The sequence below is a fragment of the Lacrimispora sp. genome (assembly GCF_047605665.1).
Taxonomy (GTDB): Bacteria; Bacillota; Clostridia; order Lachnospirales; family Lachnospiraceae; genus Lacrimispora.
Genome location: NZ_JASGFH010000012.1, coordinates 69,087 through 93,789, shown reverse-complemented (window position 1 = coordinate 93,789; position 24,703 = coordinate 69,087). Strand labels below are relative to the sequence as shown.

20 protein-coding genes and 1 pseudogene are annotated in these 24,703 nt (G+C 43.6%); all 21 read right to left on the bottom strand.

All coding sequences use genetic code 11. The features are described 5' to 3' along the window. Window positions 1-1,719 (bottom strand): ABC transporter ATP-binding protein, encoded by a 1,719-nt coding sequence (locus QM657_RS11455; protein ID WP_415066792.1) that lies wholly within the window; start codon window positions 1,717-1,719, stop codon window positions 1-3. A gap of 64 nt (window positions 1,720-1,783) precedes the next feature. Next, window positions 1,784-3,790: a diguanylate cyclase gene (locus QM657_RS11450; protein WP_415066791.1), complete on the bottom strand. Its 2,007-nt coding sequence runs from the start codon at window positions 3,788-3,790 to the stop codon at window positions 1,784-1,786. Between the two features lie 160 nt (window positions 3,791-3,950). Continuing rightward, entirely contained in the window at window positions 3,951-6,860 is a 2,910-nt protein-coding gene (locus QM657_RS11445) for an AAA domain-containing protein (protein ID WP_415066790.1), read from the bottom strand. 145 nt (window positions 6,861-7,005) lie between these two features. Then, window positions 7,006-7,884: a hypothetical protein gene (locus QM657_RS11440; RefSeq protein WP_415066789.1), complete on the bottom strand. Its 879-nt coding sequence runs from the start codon at window positions 7,882-7,884 to the stop codon at window positions 7,006-7,008. A 325-nt stretch (window positions 7,885-8,209) separates the two neighbouring features. Beyond that, the gene (locus QM657_RS11435) at window positions 8,210-9,166 is read right to left on the bottom strand and encodes a hypothetical protein (RefSeq protein ID WP_415066788.1); all 957 of its coding nucleotides are present in this window, start codon (window positions 9,164-9,166) and stop codon (window positions 8,210-8,212) included. A gap of 104 nt (window positions 9,167-9,270) precedes the next feature. Further along, window positions 9,271-9,399, bottom strand: a pseudogene (locus QM657_RS11430) (CPBP family intramembrane glutamate endopeptidase); the annotation flags it as partial. Between the two features lie 384 nt (window positions 9,400-9,783). Further along, complete coding sequence (gene lysS, locus QM657_RS11425; RefSeq protein ID WP_415066846.1) at window positions 9,784-11,253, bottom strand: lysine--tRNA ligase; 1,470 nt, start codon at window positions 11,251-11,253, stop codon at window positions 9,784-9,786. Window positions 11,254-11,313: 60 nt separating this feature from the next. Further along, window positions 11,314-11,796 carry a transcription elongation factor GreA gene (greA, locus tag QM657_RS11420; protein WP_415066787.1) on the bottom strand — a complete coding sequence of 161 codons (483 nt, stop codon included), beginning with the start codon at window positions 11,794-11,796 and terminating at the stop codon, window positions 11,314-11,316. A gap of 72 nt (window positions 11,797-11,868) precedes the next feature. Further along, complete coding sequence (gene dusB, locus QM657_RS11415) at window positions 11,869-12,840, bottom strand: tRNA dihydrouridine synthase DusB (RefSeq protein WP_415066785.1); 972 nt, start codon at window positions 12,838-12,840, stop codon at window positions 11,869-11,871. Beyond that, window positions 12,837-13,193, bottom strand: coding sequence for a DUF6145 family protein (locus QM657_RS11410; RefSeq protein ID WP_415066845.1), 357 nt, complete (start codon window positions 13,191-13,193; stop codon window positions 12,837-12,839). Before QM657_RS11410 ends, dusB begins: the two co-directional genes overlap by 4 nt. 93 nt (window positions 13,194-13,286) lie before the next feature. Beyond that, on the bottom strand, window positions 13,287-14,294 hold the full coding sequence (locus QM657_RS11405; protein WP_415066783.1) for a LacI family DNA-binding transcriptional regulator: 1,008 nt from the start codon (window positions 14,292-14,294) through the stop codon (window positions 13,287-13,289). 288 nt (window positions 14,295-14,582) lie between these two features. Continuing rightward, on the bottom strand, window positions 14,583-15,638 hold the full coding sequence (locus tag QM657_RS11400; protein ID WP_415066782.1) for a zinc-binding alcohol dehydrogenase family protein: 1,056 nt from the start codon (window positions 15,636-15,638) through the stop codon (window positions 14,583-14,585). Between the two features lie 27 nt (window positions 15,639-15,665). Further along, the gene (locus QM657_RS11395; protein WP_415066781.1) at window positions 15,666-16,949 is read right to left on the bottom strand and encodes a lactate racemase domain-containing protein; all 1,284 of its coding nucleotides are present in this window, start codon (window positions 16,947-16,949) and stop codon (window positions 15,666-15,668) included. 98 nt (window positions 16,950-17,047) lie between these two features. Further along, window positions 17,048-17,770: an ABC transporter ATP-binding protein gene (locus tag QM657_RS11390; RefSeq protein WP_415066779.1), complete on the bottom strand. Its 723-nt coding sequence runs from the start codon at window positions 17,768-17,770 to the stop codon at window positions 17,048-17,050. Next, window positions 17,770-18,522 (bottom strand): ABC transporter ATP-binding protein, encoded by a 753-nt coding sequence (locus tag QM657_RS11385; protein ID WP_415066778.1) that lies wholly within the window; start codon window positions 18,520-18,522, stop codon window positions 17,770-17,772. The genes QM657_RS11390 and QM657_RS11385 overlap by 1 nt, the downstream gene beginning before the upstream one ends. Further along, entirely contained in the window at window positions 18,523-19,500 is a 978-nt protein-coding gene (locus tag QM657_RS11380) for a branched-chain amino acid ABC transporter permease (RefSeq protein WP_415066777.1), read from the bottom strand. A gap of 13 nt (window positions 19,501-19,513) precedes the next feature. Next, on the bottom strand, window positions 19,514-20,386 hold the full coding sequence (locus QM657_RS11375) for a branched-chain amino acid ABC transporter permease (protein ID WP_415066776.1): 873 nt from the start codon (window positions 20,384-20,386) through the stop codon (window positions 19,514-19,516). A gap of 97 nt (window positions 20,387-20,483) precedes the next feature. Further along, window positions 20,484-21,749 carry an ABC transporter substrate-binding protein gene (locus QM657_RS11370; RefSeq protein ID WP_415066775.1) on the bottom strand — a complete coding sequence of 422 codons (1,266 nt, stop codon included), beginning with the start codon at window positions 21,747-21,749 and terminating at the stop codon, window positions 20,484-20,486. 30 nt (window positions 21,750-21,779) lie between these two features. Next, window positions 21,780-23,087 (bottom strand): lactate racemase domain-containing protein, encoded by a 1,308-nt coding sequence (locus tag QM657_RS11365; RefSeq protein ID WP_415066774.1) that lies wholly within the window; start codon window positions 23,085-23,087, stop codon window positions 21,780-21,782. A 442-nt stretch (window positions 23,088-23,529) separates the two neighbouring features. Beyond that, a complete protein-coding gene (locus QM657_RS11360; RefSeq protein WP_415066773.1) occupies window positions 23,530-24,096 on the bottom strand; it encodes a chromate transporter in 567 nt (188 codons plus the stop codon). Then, on the bottom strand, window positions 24,080-24,658 hold the full coding sequence (locus tag QM657_RS11355) for a chromate transporter (protein ID WP_415066772.1): 579 nt from the start codon (window positions 24,656-24,658) through the stop codon (window positions 24,080-24,082). Before QM657_RS11355 ends, QM657_RS11360 begins: the two co-directional genes overlap by 17 nt. Between the last annotated feature and the right edge of the window lie 45 nt (window positions 24,659-24,703).

Genomic DNA, 24,703 nt, shown 5'->3' with positions numbered 1-24,703 from the left:
TCACGCCTCCCTGCTGCTTTCAATCTGCGTGTGATAGATGTCCTGATAAATTTCACAGGATTCCATTAGTTCCCAGTGGGTGCCAAACCCTGCTTTCCTGCCATTTTCCATCACCAGAATCTTGTCCGCGGACATGGCAGTCCCGCAGCGCTGTGTGATCATGATAACAGTCTGGTTAAACTCCTTATTCTTTAAATTCTCCCTCACCTTTGCTTCTGTTACGGCATCCAGGGCGCTGGTTGCATCGTCCAAGATCAATACAGGAGATTTCTTTAAAATTCCCCTCGCAATGGAAAGGCGCTGCTTCTGCCCGCCGGATAAATTAACTCCGCCGCTTCCAAGAAGGCTGTCATAACCGTCCGTCATCTCCATAATAAAATCTGCCTGTGCCTTTTTAGCTGCCTGCTGCAGCTCATCAATGGCTGCATGTTTATCACCCCATCTGAGATTTTCCGCTACTGTTCCTGAAAACAGCATCGGTTTCTGGGGAACCACCGCGATATTGCTTCGGACCTCATCGGCTCCCAGAGTTTTGATATCGTAATCATCCAGGAGTATCCTTCCGCTGTCCGCGTCATAAAAACGAAGGAGCAGCCAGGTAAGGGTTGATTTTCCGCTTCCGGTAGGGCCGATAATGGCAAGGCTTTCCCCGCTGTTTACGGAAAAAGTGAGGTCACTGACTGCCGCAGCTCCGCTGCCCCCCGGATAGGCGAAGGTGACATCTTCAAAGGTAATTTCCCCGCTCAGTTTTCTGCCTTTATCGCTTCTTTCACAATCCTCTTCGCAGTCAAACACTTCGCTGATACGGACTGTGGATGCTTTGGTGCGGACGAATATGGTGAATACATTGGTTATCATAATCAGGGAAGTGAGTATCTGCGCCATATAGATGGTAAACGCCGTAATATCTCCCGTATTAGCCAGGTCTACGGCAAACAGCCTGCTTCCGATATAAATCACAATCACGGTTCCGGCCCCTACCACCAGGGTCAAAAGAGGGGAAATGACTGTAATGACCATTTGGGAGGAAATTCCCTTTTGCATTAAATTGGAGTTGACCTCTTCAAATTGACCCGTTTCCTTTTCAAACGTGCCGAACGCTTTGACCAGCCGGACCCCCATTAAATACTCCTGTACCTTGGAATTGACCCGGTCCATAGCCTTTTGAAGCTGATAAAATCTGGGATAGCTGATTTTCATGCTGATATAAATCAGCACGGTCACGACAGCCACCACGCCGTAGATGATGAGACTGAGCCGAAGGTTGAGAAGGCTCGCCAGCACAATGCTGCCGATGCAGAGGATGGGGGCCTTTAAAAAAATGCGCATCACTCCGTTTACAAACTGTATGATTTGAGAAGTATCGTTTGTCATCCTGGTTATGAGCGAACCGCTTTCAATCTCATCCGCACTCACTTCTGAAAAATACATGATTTTCTCAAATAAATCTGTCCGCAAATCCGCACCCATTTTTTGAGAAACACGGCTCGACAGAATATTTCGTGCGACGGCAAAGCAGGCTCCCGTCAAGGTCACGAGAAGCATCAGCGCTCCCCAGTAATAAACCTTTGTCAGAGAGCCGTTTTCAATTCCGCTGTTTACGATGCGTGACATCAGCGTAGGCCCAAGCAAATCGCAGACTGCTTCCAGTGTCACACACAAAACGGCTGTAAAAAACGGCGTTTTATATCTCCTGAAATATTTACCATAAAGCTTCATAGTTTGTCCCTGCCCTCATTATGATCTCAGTCTTAAATCCCAGGGCGTAAAACGCCCTGGCAGATTATTCCGATAAAAATTTAATCCGGTTTCTTCCGGCATCTTTTGCCTGGTATAAAGCCTTGTCTGCCACACCGAACAAATCCTGATATAAAGAATTCAGATCAGGAACCGCAGAAGTGACCCCAATGCTCACCGTTACATAGTCGCTCACCATGGATTTTTCATGGGGAATATTAAGGTCCTCTATTTTTTGCCGCAGCATGGCGGCAATTTCGAGAGCCTCTTCTTTGCCGGTCTCCGGTAACAGCACTACAAATTCCTCTCCTCCGTAACGGGCTGCCATATCGGTTGAGCGGGATAAAGAGTTCTTAAGAACCTGCCCGATCTTAACGAGGCACTCATCCCCCGCCATATGGCCATAAAAATCATTAAACCGTTTAAAGTAATCAATATCCAGCACCAGTAAAGCAATAGGTCTCTGGTATCTTAAACACCGGTTCCATTCTTTTTCTATCATCTGGTCATATTTTCGCCTGTTCCACACTTCTGTTAAAGAATCTTTAAAGGAAAGCTTCTGGAGAGCCTGATTCTTTTTTTCTAATTCAAGGTTTTGATGTTCGATTTTCCGATTGGACTCCGCTAAATCTTTCGTCCGCTGAAAAACCAGATCATCTAAATGGGCATTCATTTCAGTCAGCCTTGAAGTCACAATCTCTTCCTGCTCTAAGGCATCAGAAAACCTCTTTGCTATTAATAATGAATTGATACAGGCAAAGATAAACTGCCCTAAAGAAGCAAGGTTATTGGATTTAAGCAGATCCTTAAAAAATGCGAGCTCATTGTCACTCACCCATGGGAGGAAAAAGACAATATCATTCATGCTGCCCATTAATAAAGCCACTGCACCTAAGCTGATAATCCAACTGTCCTTTTCCTTATTGACAATGATTTTGATCAATGCGACTGCTATATACAGAATCACCGCAATACTCCACACCTGATACAAAATATTCACAACAGAAAAAATTCTGGCAGGGGTGAAAATAAGGATTGAAGTGAAAACCAGCGCTGTTATTTGAGAGATTTTGATGATCCGTTCATGAAAATACTCAGGGAAAATCTCCATGAAAAACATCAGCATGAGAGGAACCCCTAAATAATAGGTGGAAGTCAGTATTTTATGAGCGATCTCCCAATTAAACGCGGGGAAAAAGTAGATGAAAAAACTTTCTCCTCCCAAAGTAGTCCTCACTGCAATGAAAACACAAAACAACCCGAAATACATGGTCGAAGGGTCTTTTTTTCTTCTGAAGAAAAATAAAACAAGGTGATACACGCCGATACAGATCAAGCTTCCGAATATAATAAGCTCAACCGCCATGTTTTTATTTTTCAATTTGAAGATTTGATTCTCTCCCCCAATTCTCAAGCTTTCCATAATTCCCCCGCTGCGGTGGTGAAAATTGGAAACCTGAATCAAAATCTCATTTTCTCCCTGCAGCACTTCAAAAGAAGAAACATTAGTCATGTATTGAGGCACCATTGTATCTCTGGTTTTACCTACTGTTCCGGATGAGGCGATTAATTCTCCATTGACCCAGAGTTTGTATGCTGTGCGCATCCTCGGTATCTTTAATGCTAATCTGGTATTCTCCCCGGTCACAAATCTCAGGCGGTAGGTGCCGTAGCCGTCTCCGAAATCCGTTGCTTTATTGGAGGTATACTTGTTCCATGAGCCTGGGACTTCAATATACCGGGAGGATGTGCTGGAGACAGGCTCTCCCGGCTCCAAAAGCAGGTCCCAGTAAAATTCCCACTGGCCATCCAGAGAAACCGTACCTTGTTCAAGCGGTACTTTTGTTAAATCTATTATCCCCGCTTCAGCCTTTGGGAAAGGGGTGAAGTTTCGCAGGGAACTTCCTGCAAAGAGAGGAATCGTGCTTATTATGGCAAAAATTATAAAAATTTTTAAACTCCAGCGTAATAATTGGAACTCCATTATTTTCCCGCCCGGTGCGATTCCATTGCTTTTTTCCGGCGTTTTCATGCTCATTTCATTGTTTTCCATGTTATATCTTCTTTCAAAGGTGAATTCTTATTCTTTGTGAAACAGATATATTGATTATAATATGATAACCCATATTTTTCCATAACTAACGGAAAAAGAAATCTGCCATATCTTTTAGAATATGACAGACTTCTTAAGACAAACCTCTCCCATTTCCCAATCATTCCTGGACAGAACAAGCACAGGTATAACCGCAGTTAGGAAATTCCGAACAGCCGTAAAATGAACTCCCTTCGCTTTTCCGAATTACCATATACCCTTCACACAGCTTGCATGAGGGGTCGCCATTTCCTGCCGGACGCTTCCTGGGTTTGCTGTAAGTGTTCAGATCAAGAATAGAAACCAGTTCTTCAACTGACTCTTTTCCTGATATGCGTATCATCTGCTCCTTGCTTGATTTGTGGCTCAAAACATTCAGACTCCCCTCCCAGATCAACTGACTGTCCATGATAACCACCTTTTCATGCATTTCCCCCCGCATTCTTACGGTGATATGGATACGGCGCAGTTCATCGATCAGTTTGCGCGCTATTGCCTGATATTTCTTTTCGTGTTCAGGAACCGGACGGGTATATACAATAATTTTTACCCCTGCCTCTATCGCCTTTTCAAAATGCGGTTGGAGAGAATCTATCCGTCCCTCTCTGACATAAGGGCAAAAAATAACGATTTCCTCCTTTGCCTCTTTTAAATCCATAATAAAATGGGACCAGAAGCTGACATCATTAAAATGTTTTAATTCTTCGCTGTTTAATCCTAATATATGCTTAAATACTGCAGTTTCATCCCCGGCAAAAAATCCTCCGTCAATATCTGTGGAGTTGACCACAACACCCTTTTCTCTTATGGTTGAAATGACGGATAAAAGATTCTTTCCTTTAAAACAGGCTTCCACAATCGCCGTATCTGCCACAAGGATAAATTTCTTTTTCGCACGTGTAATGGCAACATTAAGCATCAAATGCGCGCTTTCTTCATTTGTGACCTCATCAAAAAACCACCATTTAAAAAACACATTTTCGCCTTCTACCGTATCACAGATAATGATGTGCTTTTCACCGCCCTGAAAACTATGAACCGTATTTACTTCAATACGGCTGCGCTTTTGCATATCATCCTTTAAAGACTCATCTAACATTCTGCCGGTCAAATCCTTCTGTGGTCTGTATGGAACCACGATTCCAACCGTCACTTCGGGATCAGATTTCACATACTCCAAGGCCAACTTGACAGAAAGCTGCGCGTGATATGCATTATACCTGCTTTTTCCTCCCGGCCCTTTACCGGTCCATGACTTAGCCGCAGCCGTGTCGATCATAACCAGGGGATTGGTGCCGCTTATAGAATCTTCATATATGTATTCATGTGTATTGGAGCCATTTTCAAGAATGCCCCCGTAAAACAGAGCATTGGGGAGAGCCGCAATTGCCGGATTCATACGGTACTGAATACTGAGCGGCTTGACAAAGCTGCTGCTTCTCGCCTTCTCTACAGTCTCTGTCTCAGTCAGATGGAATATATTCTTTTTTTGCCATTCCTTCACACGTTTATCCGTGCTGCTGGCTATGGGAGGAAGCTGTAAGAAATCTCCGATAAAAATACTCTGTTTCTTTACCATACCGATTGCATAGAATACCGGAAATAAAGGTGCCATACTGATCTCATCGATAAACAGCACGTCAAAGTCCAGATCATTCAGCTCATTTGAAACGTATGACTTTGATAATGTGGTACCTATTACATGGGCTTCTTCCAAAACCTTTTTATGCAGCCCGTTGATGAGAGTCTGGATTTCACCGATCTCTTTACTTAACTCATCAAGGATTGCCTGGATACGCTTCATTTCCCCGTCAAGAGAATCTGCCGTACATTGAGCTAGAATCAATTCCTGAAAAAATTCTTCCTGAATCTGCAAAAGAGCATGCTGACTGAACGTCAAATCTTCCTGACTCTGTTCCAGCATTCTTCCCTCTTCTATTAAAAGCCGGTGTATTTCTCTGATCTGATCCGATGTATTCTCAATTGCTGCCTTTTTACCATCTATTTTGGACTGAGAACGAAACAGCCTCTTTTCCTCACGCGCCAGTTCCTGCCTTTGAAAGGCGAGTCTGCTTTCTAAGGACCCTATTTGCTGATTCTTTTCGGTAATGCGAATTTGATGCAAAGCTATCTTTTGTTCCGCTTCATTTACCTTTTCTTCCTGGAATTTGTATTCCTTTTTCAGTTCCAGGACCGCAGCAAGTTGAATTTTGCGTTCCTCAGCAGGAATCCGTTCCTTCTCCAGCTCATTGATCCGCTCTTCTAATCCGATCATTTTGCTTGTTATAATATTATCAATTTCGAGAAGAGGATACTCTGTAAGGGTTGAATTCCCAAGCCTCACCAGATGTCCGTCCTTGTAAGAAGGCTTATCCTTAAGCAGTTTAGCCAGTTCTTCCATCGCACCGTCAACAGCCGTATTCGCGTGAGAAACGAGTAATACTTTATTTCCCATCTTGATCTGCTCACTGATGGCCGCTGCTATGGTATGTGTTTTTCCTGTACCGGGCGGCCCCCATATGATCGCATCTCCTTGTGCGGTACTGACCACGGCCTCTGCCTGATAGGAATTTAATTTCGGATAATCCGATAAATCCGGATTAACTTTTCCATACCGTTTAAAAGAACCATTAAAAATCCTGGCGGCTGATGCATACCTGCTGTCAGCTTGAGTTAAAGTATTTTCAAACCGGCTCTTTAATTTTTCCGGCAGAAAGGTCTTATCCAGAACCAAAGAAACATCTTCAGACGGATCGGATAATTCCCAGTCAAGTGCTATTTCAATTATATTTTTACCGCAGCTTTTCGGTTCACATTCGATGGTTTTTTCCGATACTGACAGCCTGTAAACCACGTTCTCCTGGAGGGAGAAGAAACGGTCCGTTTCAAACCGGTAAATCAGCCTCCCTCTCTCTTTGCCGGCGAGTTTTAAAACCTTTAATTTATAAATATTATTTTTGTCTTTTTTCAGCTCAGAAATTTCTTTGCCTAGCACTTCTATAAATTCTTTTACATACTCTTTTTCTCTCATACGGGCCCCTTTGCTTCAGTAATTATTTCTTTATTGCTGTGTGCTTATTTAACTGCATATAATCTCCTGCTTTTTCTCATTTTTACCAAATCTAATGTGAAATTGCTGTATTCTAATATCTGCATATTCCCTTGACGGAAGATAATTAAACTTCATTTTTAACACACTTGGAATTGAGATACCAGGTTAACGATATGTAAAAACCAATTATAGGTGATATTCCATATCCCATCAACGGAACCGGGAAATTTCCAAATGAGGTTGATAATAATATGATGATATAATAACAACCAATGCACCTTGAAATTAATTCTGCATTTTTAGGAGGAAACAGCAGGAAAGGCATTGGCAATATTGCCAGAGAAGCAACGCCTAAAATCAGCCATAAAAGCCCCATATCCGCTGCCATACTTAGTATTCTCTCCACATAATTTACCGGGGGCAGATGATCCAGATAAATCCAGGACAAAACAATAAATAGTGAGAATGTGCTTATTGTAAATAAGCTTATTGCTTTATTATTCGCCTTTCGGCTTATCATAATCATCGCCGGAATTGCAAATCCGGTTAATTGAGAAGCGTCTGGCTGAAACAACAGTACCAATATTACTCCAAATGCTATAACACCGCCAAATTTAATGCCTTTTGCCTGCAATGCATCCCATAAATATATGAGAATTACGGGTAATATAATCATTGCAATATTTAATTTTATGATTCCAATGGATATCCATCTGTGTACACCTTCCATACCTGGATTTACAAAAGTTAATGTTAAAAGGAACAGTGCAGATGGGAATATTATTTTTTTATATTCATTTCTGCTGATACCAAATTTGTACATAATGCAGGAAATAATACTCATCAGCAAAAAACAGGCAATATTTTGCCCCCAGATCACAATAGAAATATGATTCCGGTACATCGCAAGCCCGCCTATTGCAATAGAAGGCATCATAATGATAATTGGTATGAATTTTCTGAGTGACAATTGATTCCCCTTTCTTCTCAATCTCTGAGGCACTTTGTACAATCCCTCCTAACGCTATAACACCAAGATTGCCAACATACAATGAGGGCATATTTTAATTGTATCATTCGCATTTAAAACTGAGTGTGACAGTAAACACCCTAACCTAAGGCCGATTAGCCACGACAAAAAACAAACCCTTCTATTAATGGAATATTTAATTTGACTTTACTCATTTTTTACTGAAAAACAGATTACTTACTTTTAAATAGGGGTTGAAACATTTAAAACGTCTATACAGTCCATTTTGGCAAAATGCAGCAAGATCGGTACGTTGCATTAACCAAAAGTTAATCTCATAGGTCTAATCTAATAATTATTAAATTGAATTATCAATTGAATTTTTAAGCTTATTCTTAAATATCTCCCAATAGTTTTTTGACTTACATGATTTTACACTGCTAGGCAGAATTTGTATCATTTCTTTATTGTCATACATCAATTCTCTTATTAATTCTTCCTCATAGTAACTGAGGTCAATTAACCTTATGCTAATGGAATAAAAATGTTCACTTTTCCACGGAGTAAATATCGATGCTGAATCTCCTTCGTAAATATCACCATCATCAAATCCCTTAGACTTTCTTTTTCTAAGAATTTCTCCCGCTTCACTGTCTGTTAATTTAATATATTCTTTGTGAGACTCATAAACTTTACACTTTTGTAAGTCATCGATGATATCAATGCATGAATCACCTCTAATAGCCCATAATCTTGGATTCTTTTTATGTTGATCTTCATGCAATATATATATTTTATGATTCTCCAATAATTCATTCCAGTATTCTTTTATCGTCTTATTGAGATTCCAACCATTGATTTGAAATACAATATCTTTGACTGTAACCAGCTCTATAGCTGTTTTTATAATAAATAATGACTGATATAGATACGATACGACAGTATACATCGTAACCTTTTCTCCGATAAAAATATTATTTAAACCAAATAAGTTTAAAGTTTCTTTTATCTTTTCAATATTATACGAGCAACCTGTAATAACTATAAATAATATCAAAAAAACTTCATAAATTGCTTTTAATTCCATTCCGCCTTCATCTGAAAATATTCTGATCTCCTTTATCAATCCGGATATGCTAAAAAATAAAACCAGCAAAAAAACTGTATTTATAACATTAATCTTCCACTCATGTCCATTCGTCCCTATTACTTCAACTAAATAAAACATATATACCAATAACGTACAAAATAAAATTGTAAAAAATTTAAATATATTTTTGATTGTTGCTTCTATACATTTTCGTCTCTTTAGCATACCTTAAACCTTCCGAAAAGCTATTGTAAGTTATCTTCTGAAAAATAATTTAGCCAGTGATTATATCATTAATATCCTTATTATATTAAAAAAACGGTTTAATTTCAAATTTCCCCATCCAGCAAAGTGCGTACAAGTGCTGCAATATGCCAAATGCCAAAGAGGACAGAGGAAAAAATAACTGCTTTCATAAAAGAATATTTCGATTCCGCCCGCTTAATAAACAGTCCACAGAAAACACCTTCCCCCCATGGTTACATCAGTAATGTTTCCAATCGCATAAAAAACGAAAAACAGCAGACCGGTTTGCATTCCCCTTTGATTTACCATGTTGATAATAACTTTTCTTTATATGTACCATATTCACCTGGAGGTAAAGATTGGTTTTTACACTGCCATTTTCAAACAGTTTAGCAGCACTTTTGTGTTCATCTTCGGCCTTTCCATCAAATCATTTTATTCTTTTGCCCATTTTTATATATTATAAGGCAGTTTATTTAAAAATGAAAGTTTTATTCAAATAAATAGAGTAGCACATATATTTCAATGTGCTACTCCGCTATCAATTTAAAATTACAATTCTAAACGTATCCTCTATATTTTGTTTCTTCCTGACTTTACTTATCCAAACTCTTCATCGTCGGGAACAACAACACATCCCTGATCGCATAAGAATCCGTCAACAGCATAACAAACCTGTCAATTCCGATTCCAATTCCACCCGTAGGCGGCATTCCGATCATCAACGCATTGACAAAGTCATCATCCATACTGTTGGCTTCCTCATCACCGGCAGCCAATAACGCCTCCTGAGCCTTAAACCGCTCAATCTGATCCAGAGGATCATTTAACTCAGAATAAGCATTGGCCATTTCCCTCTTTGTGATAAACAGCTCAAAACGCTCTGTATAATCCGGGTCGTCAGGCTTTTTCTTGGTGAGGGGAGAAATCTCCACCGGATGATCCATGATAAAGGTAGGCTGAACCAGATGCTCCTCCACAAACTCCTCAAAAAGCATGCTGAGAATATCGCCCTTCTTATGATGAACCCCATACTCAATATGGTACTGATCAGCCAGAGCCTTCGCTTCCTCATCCGTATGAATGGTCGTAAAATCAATACCCTTATATTTCTTCAGCGCATCCACCATGGTAATGCGCTCAAATGGCTTTGACAAATCAATTACCACACCGTCATAATTCACGACAGCCGTTCCAAGCACCTTAAGTGCCACAGAACGGAACAGGTCCTCAACCAGGTCCATCATGCCGTGGTAATCGGTATAAGCCTGATACAGCTCCATCAAAGTGAATTCCGGATTATGACGGGTATCCACACCTTCATTACGGAAAACACGTCCGATCTCATAAACACGCTCCAGACCGCCTACAATCAGCCTCTTCAAATAAAGCTCAAGAGAAATCCTCAGCTTCACATCCTCATCAAGAGCATTGTAATGAGTCTCAAAAGGCCTTGCCGCAGCGCCGCCTGCATTGGCAACCAGCATGGGAGTTTCCACTTCCATAAAGCCCTGATCATCCAAATGGTCACGGATAGACTTAATGATCTGGGAACGCTTTACAAATGTATCCCTCACCTCAGGATTCATGATCAGATCCACATATCTCTGTCTGTAACGGAGATCTGTATTGGTCAGACCGTGGAATTTCTCAGGCAGAACCTGAAGGCTTTTTGTGAGCAGGGAAACGCTTTCCGCATGAACGGAAACCTCTCCTGTCTTGGTTGTAAATGCAGTACCCTTAATGCCTACGATATCACCGATATCCAGCTTCTTGAATTCTTTGTATTCCTCTTCTCCGATGCTGTCCCTGGCCACATAGGACTGGATGCTGCCCTTTAAGTCCTGTACATTACAAAAAGAAGCCTTTCCCATCACGCGTTTGGACATCAAACGTCCTGCGATGGATACTTCCTTTCCTTCCCATTCCTCATAATGTTCCTTGACATCACTGCTGTGTGCACTGACATCGTACTTCGTAATTTTAAACGGGTCCTTTCCGCCTTCCTGAAGCTCCGCCAGCTTTTCACGGCGCACCTTCAGTAAGTGGTTTAAGTCCTCTTCCATAACCTGATTCTGGTTCTGATTTTCTGCCACCTGTATTCGCTCCTTTGTGAACTATATGAACTAAGACACTCTCTGGATTTCCAGAACTCGATACTGGATTACGCCTGACTGTGTCTCTACGTCAACCACATCTCCTACTTTTTTGCCCATCAACGCATGGCCCACCGGGGATTCGTTGGAAATTTTGTTCTGAAGACTGTTTGCTTCTGTGGAACCAACGATCTTGAATTCCATCTCTTCGTCTTCATCCACGTCGTAGACCTTTACCTTGCAGCCAATGTTGATTTTATCTAAGTCGATCTCGTCCTCAACCACTACTTCAGCATTCTTAAGAAGCTTCTCCAGCTCTTCTATGCGCAGCTCAATGTCTCTTTGCTCATCCTTGGCAGCATCGTATTCTGCGTTCTCAGATAAGTCGCCCTGTTCTCTGGCTTCCTTGATTTTCTGAGCAACTTCTTTTCTTTTTACTACCTTTAAGTTATGAAGTTCATCCTCGTATCTTTTAAGGCCTTCATAGGTTAAAATATTTTTCTTGTCTACCATGGTTTCAATTCCTCCTGGTTACTTACTCGCTCATTGGCATTCCAAATATTATAGCGTAAACATCTTAAAATGTCAAGAATCGTACCCGATTCTTTCTTCCACAAACCGCCTTAACCCGTCCAGTGTTTCCACCTGGTTGATATCGTTTCTCAGCCTGGCGGAATGGGGAAGTCCGGCTGTATACCACGCCATATGCTTTCGCATTTCACGCATGGCCGTTTCCTCTCCCTTGTGCTCTGCCTGCAGCTCTCCGTGGCGCAGGATCATCCGGCTGATTTCGCCCGGAGCCGGCCCCGGAAGAACTTCTCCGGTTTCCAGATAATGAAGGGTTCTGGAAAATATCCAGGGGTTTCCCTTGGCTCCTCTGGCGATCATCACCCCATCGCATCCGGTCTGCTCCATAAGCGCCCTGGCATCTTCAGGATGAAACACATCCCCGTTTCCTATGACAGGAACGGCAACGGCTTCCTTTACCTTCCTTATAATATGCCAATCCGCTTTTCCCGAATAATACTGATCCCTGGTTCTTCCATGGACAGCCACTGCTGCCACGCCGCAGCTTTCAGCCATTTTGGCAAATTCCACTGCATTGCAGTCTTCTTCGGTAAATCCCTTCCGGAACTTGACTGTAACCGGCTTTTTCACCGCCTTTACCATGGCGGTCAAAATCCGTTCAGCCAGCTTTATATCCGTCATGAGAGCGGAACCTTCGCCGTTGTTCACAATCTTCGGAACAGGACAGCCCATGTTCACATCTAAAAATGCATAAGGCCCTGATTCCACCTGGGCTGCAATATCGGCCATGATCTCAGGATCAGAGCCAAAGAGCTGGAGAGCTACAGGGCCTTCATTTTCAGCCACCTCCATCAGCTCTTTTGTGTTCCTGTTTTTATATAAAATTGCTTTGGCGCTGACCATTTCCGTCACTGCCAGGCCGCACCCCTGCTCTCTGCAAAGCAGACGAAATGGCAGGTCCGTAACCCCTGCCATCGGCGCAAGCATCAGATTATTGTCAAATGTCACATCTCCGATTCTAAACTTCACTTATCTATATCTCCGCTTTCCAGTTCTTCTCCCAGGTAAAATACCCGGTAATACATCTCTAAGGACTCCAAAAGCTCTCTCTTCTCTCTCCGGTACTGCTTGATCTTTAACACACTGCCGATTTCATCAAAGAGATAGTCGCTTTCCTCTGCAGTCACCTTAAATTCCAAGGTTCCATCCTGATCAAACTCCAGAACAAGAACTCCGCCCACATCTTCTGTATAGAGGACGCACATGATCTGAAGTTCCTGTTTGATGCTCTCAGGAAGGCCCGAAAACTGCTGGTTAAAATAATATTTCTGTTCATAGGAGTTGGCACCGCACAGCGCCACCTTACCTTCATCGTATTCCATATCTTCTCCCACCGTTCTTTCAATGGATTGATTTTCTTTCATATTATATACCGATTTTTTATTGTAACACAGGGGAAAAGAAATGACAATAGCCTAAAAATCAGTGGTGCCGCGTTTCACCAGACGGCAGGACACACGCGTATCCCGGCCAATGGCCGCCCCTTCTCCGTGGAGAACTGCCATCATATTGCTCACAGTGATATTGCAGAGGTTTTCCACCTGGTTATCAATAGAGGACAGCTCCGGCTCACAGCAGATGGAGAGTGTGGAGTTATTAAAACCTGTAATGCACACATCCTGGGGAACTGCAAGGCCTCTGGCGTTGGCATATTTGATGGCCCCTACGGCAAGTCCGTCGTCAGTGGCCACAACCCCGTCAAAGCTTAAATCCTTCCGTTCCAGTAGAATGTCCCGTACCGTATGGATACGGTTCTTTACATAGAGCTTTAAATCTCCGGGAGCAGTCTTTCCTTCCGCCTTCCATGCGGATTCATAGCCTTGAAGCTTCTGGGCCGCACTGTAGGAATAAGAATCGCAGAGAAACAGAATCCGCTTCCGTCCCATTTTAAGCATCTGGCTGGTCACGTCAAAGGTGGCCTGATAATCATCGCCATAAGCGCAATACACATTTTCACTGTCTAAATAGCCGTTGATCATAAATACAGGCACCTGCTTTGCCGCATCACAGACGTATTTGGGCTTTTCCCCTTTTTTTCCGGAACCGGCGTAAGTGGAACCTACCATGATCAGGGCATCAATTCGTTTTGCGAGAAGAAGGCTGACATACTTTTCCCTGATGGACTGTTCAAACCCGCTGCAGCAAAGGATACAGTCATAGCCGTATTCATGCATACGGCTTTCTAAATGGGCTACCGCTGCAGCCATATAGGCATCCGACACATCAGGACACAGGATTCCGATGGTCTTCATGGAATCCAGTCCTAAGCCCCTGGCGAATACATTGGGAGTGTAGTCATTCTCCAACATGATCTCCCTGACCTTTTGTTTGGTTTTTTCACTCACACGGGGGCTGTCATTGACCACCCGTGACACAGTGGCAATGGAAACTCCTGCAAGCGCTGCAATGTCATAAATATTCATCCTGGCAGTCCCTCTTACATCCTTAAATTTTTATAACAAAAACGGGGTAAAACGGCCTTGCTGTCAGACAAAGCCGGTGTTTTTACCCTGAATTTCAATTTCATTTCAAATAATCGTGTAAGTGCTTACACTTTTTCTCGTTTCATTATATCGGATGCCTGCCCATAAAGCAAGTATTATTATTCACCTTCCAGAACGAGCAGCAGGGCTTATCAAATCAAAAAAGTCCTTGAGGCACCCTCTGTGAAGAGGGTGCCCCAGCAGGACCGTACAGCATTTGATAAACGTTTATTTTGTGAAATCCAAAATCACTTTCAGCATATCAGCTCCGTTGGTGCTGAAATCTTCAAGGGCTTTTGCAGCCTCTTCATATGGATATTCATCAGTGATTATTTTTTCTAAGTTCACGCCGCCTTCTTTTACGATATCGATCAGTTCGATGAAGTCTTTGTTCATGGCATTGCGGCTTCCGTAAACATCCAGCTCTTTCTTCTGAATCATGGTGAAGTTGAAGTCCAGATTTTTCTTGCCTACACCGATAATAACCACTTTTCCTCCGAATGCCGCAGCATCGATACAGTTTTGGAAGGTGGAAGGAAGTCCTACGGCTTCGATACACACGTCAAATCCGTAAGCAACGTCATTGCCCTTGATGTTGATGCTTCCTGTGATCTCTCTGGTGGCTTTATCGAGGGCATCCGGTCCGTCGTTTAAGATGGTTCCGGCAAAGTCAAAGCTTTCCATGGCATAATCCAGTTTCGCTTTTGCCACGTCAGCCATGTATACCTCGCCGCCCAGAGCCTTTGCAGCGATAGCCGCCAGAACGCCGATGGTTCCGGAGCCCACAACCAGCACCTTATCGCCTTTTTTGATTCCTGCCCGCTGGATGCCGTGGTATCCGATGCAGAAAGGCTCAATGGCTGTCAGCACCTTGGCAGGAATTCCTTTTCCGTCAAAAATGCGCTCCAAAGGCATGGTGATGTATTCACTGAATGCGCCGTCTCTCTGGCAGCCCATGGTCTGATTGTCCATGCAGGCGTTGACAAGTCCCTTCTGGCAGCTATAGCATGTGCCGCAGTTAAAATATGGGTTGCAGGTAACGACCATCCCTTTTTTCAATCCGTATTCATTGCCCTCATCCACTTCAACGATTTCGGCACTGAACTCATGTCCGGGAATTCTTGGGTAATCAAAATAGGCAAATGTTCCTCTGTAGGAACCTAAATCACTGCCGCAGATACCTCCGTATAAAACTTTAAGCAATGCTTCTCCCGGCTTTCTCACCGGCTTTTCTATCTCTCTGATTTCCACCTTGCCAGGCTCAACGATGTAAATTGCTTTCATAATATCACGTCTCCTTATTTTCAATTCCTACCAAAGCATTCCATCCTCATCGAAAGGCAATTCCATTGGCTCGGATTCTATTTCAATATTTGGGATTCCCTTGATTTCCTCCAGGTAATCTTCTGAAAGCATGATGTGCTCCAGATGGAGGCTGTTAGGTATTCTTACAACTCTGGGGCGGGTCTTATCGATCTCATTACACGTCTTGATGCAGACCTGTATGGCTTCCTTATCACTTTCCATGATAATGGGAATCCGGACACCTCCAAGAACGGTGCAGGTGATCGCATTGGGATACATGGAAGCCAAGTCCAGCTTTTCAAACACACGCTTTGTGGTGGCGCTGGCATAGCCCAGTCCAATGCCGTTTCCATGGGTTTCTTCGCTTAAGTCCAGAACAACCACCCTCTGGGCATCAATGCCGCCGGTGGCGTAGGGGGTGCAGAAGGTTCCTGTAATATTGGGGTCCATTCCGTCACCGCTGTAATTTTTTCCGATTTCATCCACGATGAGGACATCGCAGGAATCCACCAGTATTTTAGCCATATAAGAAGCGGCTTCCTTTAAAAGGTCCGGCTCTTTTTCTTCGATTTCATCTGCATTGACGGCTGCAATTTTACATGTCTCATCGTATGCATTTTCAATAGTGGGCACAGCAAACAAAACAGGGGCATACTTGATGACTGCCTTGCCGAACAAAGGCACATTCTTTGCCATATTTTTAAATCCTGCTTCATGGCAGGCCTCAGCTCCGTACTGCTTTCCAAGGCCAATGGCCATCATTTTCATGATTCCGCTCTCATAAGGACCGCGGAATGCCGTATGAGGCTTGATTCTGCATCCGATGATGATTCCGTCAGCTTCAGCGGCGTATTTGTCAATGTAAACGTCTCCGCCTTCTTCATTGACCCCTATTTTCTTCACTTCCATGGAGGAAAGGATGGGGCACTGAAGGTATTCTTCTGTGATTCCGTAGCCTTCTAAAACCGCTCTCTGCCCCTCTGCCGTACTTCCGCCATGGCTTCCCATAGCAGGGACTACAAAGGGCTCTCCGCCTCTTGACTTCACAAAATCAGCAATGCATTTTGTGGTCAGGGCATTGTTTGCGATTCCTCTGGAACCGGCTGTGATGGCAATTCTCATCCCCGGTTTGATCTGGGAAGAAAACTTTTCTTCTGAAAGCAGTTTTTCTATGACTCCGGGAATATCCTTTGGCTCAATTTTAGGACGGGGAAATATCTGGCGCACCCGGAACATTTTAGGGACTGTTACACCCTTGACCAAATCTGCTATAAAAGGTCTTTCTCTCATATCAACGCACTTCCCTTTCTTTGTGTGTAGATAAAACAGACATGGTATACAGCCATTGATTTCATAAAAAGCGTGTACCATGTCTGCCATAAAAGCGGTTATTCGCCTAAGTAGGCTTTCTTTACTTCCTCGTTCTGCAGCAGGTTTTCACTGGTATCGTGAAGGGTGATCTCTCCGTTTTGCATAACGTAACCGCGGTTGGCTACATTCAATGCGATCTTGGAGTTCTGCTCTACGAAAAGAACAGAAGTGCCCTGCTTGTTGATGCGAACAATGGATTCAAAAATTTCTCTGATGATAATAGGTGCAAGTCCCAGAGAAGGCTCATCGAGCAGAATCATTCTGGGGTTGCAAAGCAGGGCGCGTCCGATTGCAAGCATCTGCTGCTCACCGCCGGAAAGAGTACCGGCTAACTGGTTTCTGCGCTCATACAGTCTTGGGAACATTTCGTATACTTTGTCAATATCTTTGCTGATGTTTGCTTTATCCTTGCGGATATAGGTTCCCATCTGGATATTCTCCGCTACTGTGAGCTTTGAAAATACGTGTCTTCCTTCCAAAACCTGAACCAGTCCCAGTCCGGCAATCAAGTGTCCTCTCATTTTGCTGATGTTCTTACCGTCAAAAAAGATTTCACCCTTTACACCGGAAGCTGCTGTCAGTCCGGAAATGGTCTGAAGGGTCGTAGTTTTTCCTGCACCGTTGGCGCCGATGATGGTTACGATTTCCCCTTCATCTACATGGAGGTCAATTCCGTGCACTACCTTAATGTTTCCATAAGAATACTGAAGGTTTTTCAGTTCTAATAAATGTTTTCCCATTATTCACCTCCTAAGTATGCTTCGATAACGGCAGGATTGTTCTGAATTTCGGAAGGAACGCCTTCTGCAAGGAGTTTTCCGTAGTTCAATACATACATATAATCAGCGAGTCCCATCATCAGCTTCATATCGTGTTCAATGATCAGAATGCTGATGCCGCGCTCAATGATCTTTTTGCACAAAGCATCCAGCTCATTTTTTTCTGTTGCGTTCATACCTGCAGCAGGCTCATCAAGGAGTAATATCTTTGGATCGCTGGCAAGGGCACGGCAGATTTCCAAAAGTCTCTGCTTGCCGTAGGAAAGAGAGCCTGCCGGTTCATCTTTCAGTGCCAGAAGTCCTACGAAATCCAGCAGCTCCAGAGCCTTTCCATAAGCCTTCTGCTCTTCTTCTCTCTCTTTTCTTGTCTTAAAAAGAGAATCTGTAAATTTGGAATTTAACCGGGAATGCATTCCTACGATTACATTCTCATATACTTTCATTTTTCTGAACAGGTTGATGATCTGATACGTACGGCTGATTCCGGCTTTATTGATCTGATAAGGGCGGAAACCCTGAATTTCTTTTCCATCAAATATGATCTTTCCTTCATTAGGAGTGTAAACACCGCTGATACAGTTGAAAAAGGTTGTTTTTCCCGCACCGTTAGGGCCGATCAGGCCGGTGATCTTTCCCTCTCGCACTTCCATGGAGACGTCATTATTTGCGACCAACCCGCCAAACTTTAAGGTTACGTTCTCGACTTTCAGCATTTATTTTGCTCCTTTCTTCTTGAATTTTGCCACAATGTCCTGGAATGCACCGTAAAGGCCGCCTGGAAGTCCGACGATTACAATGAGCAGCAAAACACCGTAAATTAATAACTGATACTTCTCTGTAGCACGAAGCGCTTCGTTTAAGATGAGTACGGATACGGCACCGAAGATAGGGCCGAAACGGGAAGCGGTTCCGCCGAATAAAAGCATGGTAAGGAACATAACTGACTGCTTGTACATAAACGTATCAGGGCTGATAAACCGCACGCAGTGTGCATACATACCGCCTGCAAATGCAGTGAAGAACGCACTGATGGAAAATGCCAGGATTTTGTAATTGCGGACATTGATACCCATTCCGTCTGCTGCATGGGAGTTCTCGCGGATCGCGATAAAAGCACGTCCGACTTTGGATTTGATCAGGTTGTTCTTAATGGTCAGGAAAACGACAACGCAGAGAAGCCCGAAGTAATAAAACTTGCTGTAGGTATTGAGCTTAAAGCCAAAGATGTTTACGGATTCTGTAAAGAAGCCTGTAAAGTTACCGGTAATCTCTCCCGGAGACTGTGCTACTAACTGGTATACGATTTCACCAAAGGCAATGGTTGCCAGAGAAAGGAAATGGAAAACCAGCTTGGAAGCAGGGTAAGCCAGGGCTGCACCGATGATGGCTGCGATAAAAGCTGCAATGATCATGGTAAGTACAACCGGAATATGGACATGTTTGTGAAGGATTGCAGAACCGTAGGCTCCGATGGCGAAGAACGCCGCGTGTCCCAGGGAAATCTGTCCGCTATAGCCGAATACAATATCCAGACCGGATACTGCCACAATATAAATGAAGATAAAGCTTGCAATGGTAAACGCATATTCAAAGCTGAACGCATTGAAAAGCATGGGCAATAATAAGAGGACTACAAGAATAATGAAGTCATTCTTTCTGTTTGATATGGCACTTTTTAATGTTTGATTCATTCCATTCTCCTCCTTAATCCTGAATTGCCCGCTCATTAAAGATACCGGTCGGCTTAATGAACAAGAACGTGATTAACAGTATATAAGCTACCAGATCTTTATAAGAAGAGGAAATGTATGCGGAGGTAAATGTCTCCACCAATCCAAGAATCGCACCGCCAAGCATGGCGCCGTACATGTTTCCGTAACCGCCCATAACCGCACTGGCGAAACCTTTTCTTCCGATGGTTGCACCCAGAGTGGTGTATACGCCGTAAAGGGGGCCGATCAGCATACCTGCAAGAGCTGCCAGGGCTGCAGAGATTCCCCAGGTAAGGCCTGTTGCAAGAGATACGTTGATTCCAAGGCTTCTGGCTGCCAGAGGGTCCATAGCTGCAGCTCTCATAGAAGTTCCGAATTTCGTATGCTTCATAAAGATATGAAGAATCACCATACATGCCATGGAAATTAAAATGCAGACAAAGGCCTCTGTCTGAATGTTCACACCCAGAACCTTAATGTTCGGAATGCTGAAAATTCTTGGAAAGTTGATAGCCTGGGTTCCCCATACCAGCATGGAACCGTTCTGAATGATGTAGGATACAGCGATGGTGGCCAAAACCGTATAAATCGGCAGAGTTCCCTTTGCTACCAGCTTGCTGATAATGCCCTTTTCCAGGATCATACCAACGCCCAGCATGATAACGAAAACAATCGCCACCGTAAGAATAAACGGAATATGAAACACTCCGTAAAAGGTATATCCCAAAAATGCACCTAATGTGAGGATATCACCCTGTGTAAAGTTAAGCATTCCTGATGCTTTGTAGATCAAGCTGTAGCCCAGAGCGATCAAACCATAAACACAGCCGAGTACAAGACCAGAAACAATAATCTGTATTATCATATTTACCTCCAAGGAAACCGCCTATATCCTTTTGAGGGGAAATAGGCGGGCCATTATATGTGGTGTTACGGTTCAGTCATGCAGAAACGCAACTTTATTACTTTGCCAGTTTTTCGTAGTTGCCTTCTTCAAGCCACTTATTGAAATCCAGATATTTTCCATCAGAGATGATATAATCATTCAAAGTATGAAGTCCTTCACGGGTTCCATCGGTGAAGTCAAGCATTCCGCCGAGAGATTTGAAATCTTTGATCTTGCTGATCGCATCTTTGATTGCATCGCTGTCGTTGCTGCCTGCGATCTTTGTAGCCTCCCAGAATACCATCATGGCATCCCAGCTTCTGTATGCACAGTCATGGAAAGGCATAACACCGTACTCATCAACATAAAGCTGTAAGAATTCTTTCATCTCTGGATCTGTAGCTTCTTCAACATCACTGTATACTACATATGGATAAGAGAATACCCAGTTGTTTGCTGCTTCGCCTGCAACGTTAAGTGTATCTACCGGAATACCTTCACGGTTGAAGCAAAGGTTGTTGTATCCAAGCTGACGTAACTGCTTTGCAAAGATTGCCTGAGTCGGTCCGTTTGTGGAACAGAATACTGCGTCAGGTTTGGAATTGATCATCTTAGCTACCTGGCCGGAGAAATCTGTATCACCTTCGGTATAGCTTTCGATAGTAGTAACCTGAATTCCAACTTTTTCTGCTTCTTTTACAAAAGCTTCAGCACTGCTCTTTGCCGCATCATCAAGACCGCGGAATACTGCGATTGATTTAATATCCAGCTCTACCATCTTCTCAGCGATATGAGGCATGGAAAGTGCTGTGTTAAGTCCTGCACGGAATACATACTCCCAACCCTGTGCCATCCATGTAGGGCTGTTTCCTGTTCCGATGGTAGGAATCTTAGCTTCGTTGTAAATACCGCCTGCTGCAAGTACGTTACTGCTTGTAAGGGAACCTAAGATAGCGTTTACTTTATCTACCTGGATCATCTTGTTTGCGATCTTAACTGCTTCCTCCGGTGATCCCTGATCATCGTAGTTTACCAGCTTTACAGGAACTCCGTTAAAGCCGCCTGCTTCGTTGATCACCTTAACTGCCAGTGCTGCTGCCATGTTAGCAGACTCACCAACCTGTGCATTTACACCGGTTAAAGGCTGTGGGTTACCGATTACGAAAGTCTCTCCGCTTGTGTTTCCTGCAGCAGCAGTAGTCTCTGCAGCAGCACTGGAGCCAGCACCGGCAGCGGTTGTTGCCTCAGTTGTCTTTGTACCTGCTCCTCCAGCCCCGCATGCGGTTAAGAACATGGTTAAGCTTAACCCAAGGGCAAGGATCTTAGATGACGTTTTTTTCATTTCAAATTCCTCCATTTAGTTTTATTATCTTTAAAAAAGATTACCTTGATCATCGAAAGCCCATTCTTCCGGCTCTCCCAGAATCTGGATATCAGGATTTTTCTCTGCTTCTTTCAGCATAGCCTCTGATATGTAAATCTCTTCCAGATCCTTTGTATTGCGGATACGGACAATATAAGGGTTTGACTTGTCCGTGCCGTTGCAGGTTTTCAGTCCCAGCTTGATGGCTGTTTCATCCCTGCGCGTCACGATGGGCACCTTCACCACGTCCAAAACTGTGGAAGTGACTCCATTTGGATAAGTCTCATCTGCATCCATCTTGTCAAAGCAGCGTTTTGTGGTAACATCCGCTACCCCCAGGCCGTTGAAATTGCCGTGGGTCTTTTCTGTCAAGTCCAGGACTACGATGCGTTTTACCTCAATTCCTCCGCTCGCTGAGTTGTGGCAGGCAAACCTGCCGGTAACATTAGGGTCCATTCCGTCTCCGCTGATGTCTTTTCCTATTTCATCTACAACCAGCTCGTCAATTTCATCGAAAAGGATTCTTCCCATCTTGTTTTTTGCTTCTACAAGCAGTTCCGGTTCTTTTGTCCAGATTTCTTCTTTTGTTAAGGCCTCCAGCTTGTAGGTCTGGTCATAGGCATTTTCAATGATGCCCAGACCGCAGATTACATTGGCATAGCCAAGAACCACCTTTGCCACTTTTGGCATCAGTTTACCCATGTTTTCAAATCCGGATTCATGGACAGTTTCTGCTCCCTGCTGCTTTCCCATGCCGATGACCGACATTTTCATCAGCCCGCTTTCATGAGGCGCGCGAAATGCCGTATGGGCCTTGATCCGTCCGGTGAGAATAATGCCATCCGCATCATGGGCATTCTTGTCCATAAATACGGGCATTCCTGATTCCAGTTCTCCGATCTGAACGGTTTCCATGGTAGAAAGAATGGGGCAGCCGCAATATTCCTCTGTCACGCCGTAGCCTGCCAGCAGCGCTCTCTGTCCTTCTGCCGTAGCTCCTCCATGGCTTCCCATGGAAGGGAAAATAAATGGGATTGCTTTTTTACTTTTTACAAATTCTACAACTGATTTAGCGATCAATGCCATATTGGTGATTCCCCTGCTCCCTACAGCAATGGCTATACGGTCATTTTCATGAATCTGTCCGGCGAATTTATCCTGGGACAGATGCTGGAAAACCAGGCCCGGAATCTCTTCCGGTTCCAAATGAGATTTATCGAAGACCTGGCGAACTTTCACCATTCTGGGAAGAACCACATCCTGACAGATCTTGTCCACAATATCTCTTTGCTTAGAATAATCCTGTTTCATAATCATCCTTTCTCTGCTAATCGGCTGCCTTCACAGCTTTTCTCCAGAAGCACCCCAAATCTTCCAGGTAATACCCTGTCTTATGGTTCCCCTCAACCGTATTTCATATTCAGGCCGAACCATTGCGTCTGGAATTTAACATTTATACATCTGATATATCAGTTGAATTTGTAAGTAAATAATATACTAACATCTTTTGAAAGTCAAGTTATTTTTTGTGTATTTTATTTGTATCTTGTATGCAATAGACCTTATCTTTTGTATTTTTGTGTATTTTCCCCTTTCTCAATATGGATTTACTTGGCAATACGTCAGATTCTTTTATTGATTTTTTCCGGCAATTTGCGGCTTATGAATGAATTTTGGCACGATAAAAAAAATGAAACTGGCTCTGCTACAGGCAAAGCCGGCTTCATTTTCTGAAATTCAATGGAGGAATTTAAAGATGTTACCACGGATAATAGAGCACAATCCCTGCCACACCGCTGAGTGTCAGTATGAGTATGGGATTCATTTTATATTTACGAAGCAGAAAGAATGAGACTGCGAAGATGCAAAGTGCAATGACGTTTATGGAGCCGGTCTTAAAGCTGGGCTCCATGGTTCCAAAAAAAGCGAGAAAGATCATGAGGACACCGGCTGAAATAATCAGACCCAGGGAAGCGGATTTGAGGCCTTTTACAATATAAAAAATGGTTTGATTCTGCTTGTGCTTTAAATACCAGCGGTAAAGCGCCAAAGATATGACGCAGCCGCCGATCACACATCCAAAGGTTGCAACTACGGCCCCCAGGGTTCCCAGCACGCGAATGCCCACAAAGGTGGAGGTGTTGACGGCGAGAGGTCCCGGCGTCATCTGCGAAATAATAATGATATCACTGTATTCCTGTAAGGTGAGCCATCCGGCCTGTTCAACGACCTGCTGCTGGATGAGGGGGATGACGGCGTAACCCCCGCCAATGCTGAATAACCCGATATTGAAAAAAGTCAAAAATAAATCAAGAAGCGCTTTCATGGCAAGTCTTTCCTTTCACAACCCACAGAGCATACAGGGCAGAACAAATGATGCTGGTCAAAAGAATCAGGGCAACAGGGACATCAAATACAAAGCTGGCGATAAAGGCTGCCGGGATGAGCAGGGTGAAGTACCAGCTCTTTTCTTTTGTAATGGCAGAAGCCATGGTGAATATGAAGTCCACAATGGTTGCGGCAACCGCTGCCTCCATGCCTTTTAAAATGGCTGAGATGAGTGCATTGTCCCGAAAAGCGGCGTAAAACATGGAGATAACCGAAAGAACCAGCAGGGAAGGAAGCGTGGTGGCGATCCCTGCCACGATCCCGCCTTTTATTCCTCTTAAGTGATACCCGGTGAGGACGGAGATATTGACAGCGATGGCGCCTGGAGAAGACTGGGCAATTGCGGCCATATCCAGGAGTTCTTCCGATTCAATCAATGGGTTTTCATCAACGAAATAACGCTGAAGCATTGGGAGCACCACATAACCGCCGCCAAAGGTGAAGGCACTGATAAAAAACATTTTTGAAAATAAAAGCCAGTAGATATTTTTAGAACGCATACACGTCCCTCCTTACGAATAGTAAAATGCAGACTTCCTTGATTA